Source organism: Terrabacter terrae (assembly GCF_039529575.1).
GTDB classification, from domain to species: domain Bacteria; phylum Actinomycetota; class Actinomycetes; order Actinomycetales; family Dermatophilaceae; genus Terrabacter; species Terrabacter terrae.
Genome location: NZ_BAAANB010000202.1, coordinates 1 through 5,440 on the forward strand (window position 1 = coordinate 1; position 5,440 = coordinate 5,440).

At 72.9% G+C, this 5,440-nt stretch carries 7 protein-coding genes; 3 read left to right on the forward strand and 4 right to left on the reverse strand.

Features of this window, described 5'->3' with window-relative positions; all coding sequences use genetic code 11:
- Both ABD194_RS20985 and ABD194_RS20990 read right to left on the reverse strand, forming a co-directional pair.
- Nucleotides 1-460, reverse strand: a 460-nt coding sequence (locus ABD194_RS20985; protein ID WP_343995157.1) for a metallophosphoesterase family protein, incomplete at its 3' end; no start/stop codon positions are given.
- Nucleotides 457-981, reverse strand: coding sequence for a hypothetical protein (locus ABD194_RS20990; protein ID WP_343995159.1), 525 nt, complete (start codon nt 979-981; stop codon nt 457-459). The genes ABD194_RS20985 and ABD194_RS20990, both read right to left, overlap by 4 nt.
- A 180-nt stretch (nt 982-1,161) precedes the next feature.
- Here ABD194_RS20990 and ABD194_RS20995 point away from each other — a divergent pair, with 180 nt between their 5' ends.
- Both ABD194_RS20995 and ABD194_RS21000 read left to right on the forward strand, forming a co-directional pair.
- On the forward strand, nt 1,162-2,097 hold the full coding sequence (locus ABD194_RS20995) for a 2-dehydropantoate 2-reductase (RefSeq protein ID WP_343995161.1): 936 nt from the start codon (nt 1,162-1,164) through the stop codon (nt 2,095-2,097).
- A 135-nt stretch (nt 2,098-2,232) separates the two neighbouring features.
- Entirely contained in the window at nt 2,233-2,946 is a 714-nt protein-coding gene (locus ABD194_RS21000) for a M50 family metallopeptidase (protein WP_343995163.1), read from the forward strand.
- A 33-nt stretch (nt 2,947-2,979) separates the two neighbouring features.
- Here the strand turns inward: ABD194_RS21000 and ABD194_RS21005 are convergent, their stop codons facing one another.
- Complete coding sequence (locus tag ABD194_RS21005) at nt 2,980-3,630, reverse strand: LON peptidase substrate-binding domain-containing protein (RefSeq protein WP_343995165.1); 651 nt, start codon at nt 3,628-3,630, stop codon at nt 2,980-2,982.
- A gap of 125 nt (nt 3,631-3,755) precedes the next feature.
- Nucleotides 3,756-4,742: a serine/threonine-protein kinase gene (locus ABD194_RS21010; protein WP_343995167.1), complete on the reverse strand. Its 987-nt coding sequence runs from the start codon at nt 4,740-4,742 to the stop codon at nt 3,756-3,758.
- 250 nt (nt 4,743-4,992) lie between these two features.
- Between ABD194_RS21010 and ABD194_RS21015 the strand changes: the two genes are divergently transcribed.
- Nucleotides 4,993-5,440, forward strand: a 448-nt coding sequence (locus tag ABD194_RS21015) for a DoxX family protein (RefSeq protein WP_343995169.1), incomplete at its 3' end; no start/stop codon positions are given.

The following is a 5,440-nucleotide window of genomic DNA, read 5'->3' on the forward strand; positions in this document are numbered from 1 at the left end:
GCTCGCCGTCGCGGACGTCGAGCACGGCATACGTGCCTGCCGGCTGGCGCCGACGGTCGGTGGGGGACCCCGGGTTGAGGATGCGCACGCCGTCGCAGGTCTCGTCCAGTGGGATGTGCGAGTGGCCGAAGACCACGAGGTGGGCGCTCGGGAAGCGCTGCCGCATCCGGGCCGTGCGGCCCTGGCGCTGACCGCTGTCGTGGATCATGCCGACGCGCAGGCCGTCGAGGGTGAGCTCCAGCGTCTCGGGGGCGCCCCACTCGGCGACCTCCGGCACGTCGTTGTTGCCCATCACCGCATGGACCGGCGCGAACGTCGCCAGCAGCTCGAGCACGTCCGGGGTGCAGACGTCGCCGGCGTGGAGGATGACGTCCGCGGCCTCGAGCTGCGGCAGCAGTGCCGGCGGGCAGCCCTTCCACCGGTGCGGGCTGTGGGTGTCGGAGAGCACGAGCACCCTCATGTCCGGACCTCCTGGACGCGGTCGGTGGGCGAGGGCGTGGGCCAGGCCGGCAGCAGCGGCCGCAGGGCCGCCAGCTCCTCCCGGGAGACGAAGGATGGGTTGGCCATGAACGGCTGGCGCTGCACCTCGAGGCCGTCGATGCCCGCGGCGCGCAAAACCTCGTCGCGGACGGGCTCGGCGAGCAGCCGGACGTCGAGCTCCACGCGGGCGCGGACCCCGTGCGAGTCGGAGGCGCTGCGCCACCGGCCCTGGCCGGTCTCGACCCACGGCTCGACCTCTGCGGTCGCGTGGCCGAGCCCCCAGATCCCCCGGCTCAGTCCCTGGTGGCCGGGACCCGACACCCAGAGCACGACGGGGTCGCCCGCGGCGACGAGCCGGGCCCGGTAGCCGGGTTGCACCGCCCAAGAGGTGATCCGGTCCTCACCGGAGTCGAGCAGGCCGCGAAGGTCCCACAGCGCCGGGTTGCACTTCAGCAGCCAGGCCCCGAGGCGCGACCGGTCGACCGTCCGCTGCTTCGCCACCGTTGCCTCCTCGGCTCGCCCAGCTCGTCGCGCATCCGAACCTCTCCCTACCCGTATGCGTTCACGGACCTTCCCGGCCCGGCGCCCGGCACCTTGGGCGACCCACCCCGACGGTCGCTCGCCGGCGCGATGATGGGAGCACGCGGCACGGACGAGCGGGACTGACGAGGAGGCACGGTCATGCACATCGCGGTGCTCGGCACAGGAGGCATCGGCGGCTACTTCGGCGGACGGCTCGCGGCATCCGGCCACGACGTGACGTTCCTGGCCCGCGGGCCGCACCTCGAGGCGATCCGCGAGCACGGCCTCGTCGTCACCAGCGTCGCCGGCGACTTCACCGTGCAACCGGCGCAGGTTACCGACGACCTCACCTCGATCGGTCCGGTCGACGCGGCGCTGCTCGCGGTCAAGACCTGGCAGCTGCCGCCCGTGCTCGAGAAGCTGCCCGCGCTCGTGGCTCCCCGCACGGCCGTCATCACGGCGCAGAACGGGGTCGAGGCGCCCGACCAGACCGCAGCCGCCGTCGGGCGCGGCGCAGTGCTCCCCGGCATCGCGAAGATCTTCGCCTACATCGACGGCCCGGGCCGGGTCGTCCACGTCGGTGGTCCTGCCTCGCTCGCCTTCGACGAATGGTCGGCGACACCGGGCGCCCCGTCCGAGCGCGTCACGAGGCTCCGCGAGGCGGTCAACGACTCCGGGGCGGCCTCACCCGTGCCCGACGACATCTGGGCCGAGCTCTGGTCGAAGATGCTCTTCGTCGTGCCCTTCGGTGGACTGGGGGCGGCGCTGGACGCCACGATCGGGGAGCTGCGCTCGAGGCCGTCGAGCCGCCTGCTGCTCGAGGACGCGATGCGCGAGGTCGAGGCGCTCGCCCGGGCACGCGGCATACGGCTGCCCGCACGGGTCGTCGAGGGCACTATGGCCTTCGTCGACGACCAGCCCGCCGACTCGACCACCTCGCTGCAGCGGGACCTGCTCGAGGGCCGGCCGTCGGAGCTCGATGCGTGGACGGGTGCGGTCGTGCGGCTGGCTGCCGAGTCCGGCGCCGACGTGCCGCTGCACCGGCTGCTGCTCGAGGTGCTCACCTCCCGCCACCCCGTGGCCCCGCCCCGCTGACGCGGCTCGTGTGTCGCGTGCGTGATGATGCGCCGGCTGGTGGGGTGAGCACCCACCGGTTGCAGGATCGTTCGCCGCACCATCGGCAGGTCGTGGAGCGAGCCGCCACAGGCGGGTCGGCTAGGTTCTGGCTCCGTGCAGTGGTTCGAGGCGGTTCGCGACCGTGTGGTCCCGGCGACCGGCGACGTCGCCCTCGCAGCGCCCCGGCTCGGCCTCGTCCTCGGCGTGGCCCTGCTCCTCGTGGCCGTCGAGCCGCTGTGGCGCGTGGTGCGGCTGGCCGTGACGCTGGTGCACGAGCTCGGGCACGCCGTGGTCGGCGTGCTCGTCGGGCGGCAGTTCACCGGCTTCGCCCTGCGCGGTGACATGTCGGGGCACGCCGTGACGCGCGGCCGTCCCCGTGGCCCTGGCCGGATCGCGTCGGCCTGGGCGGGCTACCCGATGCCGGCACTGCTCGGCGCCCTCATGGTGTGGGCGGCGGAGCGCGGCTGGGCGGCCCCGCTAGTGACCGCCGGCCTCGCGATCCTCGTCTTCGCGCTGGTCCGGGTGCGATCGGCTCTGACCGCCCTCGTGATGGTCGTGGCAGTCGGCGGCTCGGTGGCGCTGTGGTGGTGGCGCGACGACGCACTGCAGGCCCAGGTGCTCGTCGGTCTCGGGGTCGTCCTCGTGGTCGGCGCCTGGCGACACCTGCAGGCGGTGGTCCGCGACCGCAGCCGTGGTAGCGATCCCGCGGTGCTCGCGACGCTCACGCCCCTGCCGCGCGGCGCGTGGAACCTGTCCTACGTCGTCGTGTGCGCGCTCGCCACCTGGGTCGTGGCTGCGGAGGTCCTCGCCACGCTGCGCCTGCGCTGACACGGCGCCACCCGCGGCCGTGTGCCGCACGCCTCAGTTGAGGCTGAAGGGCGGGGCTGTCGGGGCGGCGACGGTGCCCAGCGCCGCGGCGAACTCCCGCTCGCGCTGCACCAGCTGCAGAGCCAGGCGCAGGCGCGACTCGGTGTCCTTGCTCGCGAGGAGGCGCTGGCGGTCGGCCAGGTCGAGGCTCACGGTGGCCGGAACGGCATACGCCAGGGCCCGGTCGTCGTCGGGGATGCCCGACTCGCTGTCGGTCGTCGCGGCGAAGGCGGTCAGCTCGGCGCGCAGCCGCGCGGCCAGCCTGGTGACGGTGGCAGGGTCGCCGTCGGGCTCGGTCAGCCACGTGATGCGCGCCGTCGTGTAGGGCGTCCCGGCGCTCTCGTCGATGGCGTCCACCCGGAACCGGTCGATGCCCTCGGAGATGACGAGGAAACGTTCGTCCTCCAGCGCGGCAGCCTGGGTGACGAGGGCGCCACAGCCGATGGAGTGCAGGGCGAGGACCCCGTCCTCACCGACCTCGAAGCCCTCACGGATCGCCACGACCCCGAAGACCGGGGAGCGCTCGTCCTGGCTCGCGTTGAGGTCGTGGAGCAGCTGGACGTAGCGTGGCTCGAAGATCTGCAGCGGCAGCTGCGCACCTGGCATCAGCACGGTGCCGAGCGGGAAGAGCGGCAGGGTCGCCATCGATCCAGCGTAGGTCGGAATGCCGAAGCGCGCGGCGCAGCGGTGTCGACGGCGCCCGAGAGCCCTCAGGCGAACGTGCGGGCGCCCCAGTCGGCCAGGTCAGTCGGCCAGGTCAGTCGGCCAGGTCAGTCGGCCAGGGCGGACGGCATGGCCTGGGTGGCGGCCAGCTCATCTGTCTCCGGACGCGAGGTCGTGCGCGCGGCCACCTTGCCCGCGAGCTCGTCGACCTCGTCGAGCATCTCGGCCGGCGAGCCGTTGATGGCCGTCGCCAGACCGAGCGCCAGGCCGCGAAGCTCCTGGTCGCCCAGGCCGAGCCGGACCGCCACGGCGGCGGCGTTGGCGGGACGCTTCTCGGGGTCCTTCTGCAGGCACTCGTTGATGAGGTCGCGCAGGTCCTCCGGCACCTCGTCGGGCAGCGGCGGCGTCGGCTCGTTGACGTGGCTGAGGGCCGTGGCGATGGGCGTGCCGCGGTCGAACGGGCGCTTGCCCGAGAGCATCTCGTGCCCCACCACGCCGAGGGCGTAGAGGTCACTCGCGCCGGTGGCAGCGTGGCCCAGGGCCTGCTCGGGGCTGATGTAGTTGGGGGTGCCCAGCATCTCGCCGTGCTGGGTGTGGCCGGACGCGTCGAGCGCACGGGCGATGCCGAAGTCGGTGAGCTTCACGAGGCCGTCCTCGCGCACCATGATGTTGGCCGGCTTGATGTCGCGGTGGACGACGCGGGCCTCGTGGGCCACGCCGAGGGCGAGCGCCGCCTGGCCGAGGATCGAGCGGACCTCGCTCGGCGGCAGGGCGCCACGCTCGTTGAGGATCGCCGACAGCGGCTCACCGTTGACCAGCTCCATGACGAGGTATGCGAGCCCGTCGTCCTCGCCGTAGTCGAAGACCGTCGCGATGTTGGTGTGCATGAGGGCAGCCGAGTGGACGGCCTCGTCGCGGAAGCGCAGGGCGAAGAGGCGCTCGTGGTCGACGTCCGGGCGCATGATCTTGACGGCGACCTCGCGCTGGAGCACCGAGTCGGTGCCGGCCCAGACGTCAGCCATCCCACCGGAGGCGATCCGGTGGTCCAGGCGGTAGCGGTCGCCGAGGACGAACCCTTCGTGCAAGCGGTTCATCTCAGCGGCACCTCTGTCTTCCGGGACTGAAGGTGCACGTCAGTTGACATTTCAGGGGCCTTCGTCAGCGGTCATGTTACGGGACGCGAGCACACATGGAGCACTCACGGGTGTCTCTGCTGAACCGCTCCCCGGCTGTGCGGCTCCGGCGTACATACCCCGCACCGCCCGGCCTGCAACGAGGCTTTTCGGCCCTTTTCCGGGATGGACTCGCGGGTTTGCCGCCGGTGCCGCCGGGTACCGGGTTCCCATGAAGATCGGAAGACTGGCCGCCCGCGCGGTCATCGGTGGACTGTTCGTCGGGCACGGCACCCAGAAGCTCTTCGGCTGGTTCGGCGGCCCGGGCCTCGAGGGGACCGAGCAGATGATGGGCGCCCTGAAGATGCAGCCGGCTCGGCCCAACGCCATCGCGGCCGGCGTCTCCGAGGCGGCGGGTGGGGCCCTGCTCGTGGCCGGAGCCGCGACCCCGTTGGCCGCCTCCAGCCTCATCGGCACGATGCTCACCGCCATCTGGAAGGTCCACAAGCCCAAGGGCGTGTGGGTCACCCAAGGCGGCTGGGAGTACAACGCCGTCCTCATCGCCGCCCTCGTGGCGCTCATCGACGCCGGCCCCGGCGAGCTGTCAGTCGACGCGGCGCTCGGCCGCGAGGAGTGGGGACCCGGGTGGGCCCTCGGCGGTCTCGCGCTCGGGGCAGCGG

Excerpts from the sequence above, each read along its gene's own strand:
- ABD194_RS20995 (WP_343995161.1), top strand. The coding sequence starts at position 1,162 with ATGCACATCGCGGTGCTCGGCACAGGAGGCATCGGCGGCTACTTCGGC.
- ABD194_RS21005 (WP_343995165.1), bottom strand. The coding sequence starts at position 3,630 with ATGGCGACCCTGCCGCTCTTCCCGCTCGGCACCGTGCTGATGCCAGGT.
- ABD194_RS21010 (WP_343995167.1), bottom strand. The coding sequence starts at position 4,742 with ATGAACCGCTTGCACGAAGGGTTCGTCCTCGGCGACCGCTACCGCCTG.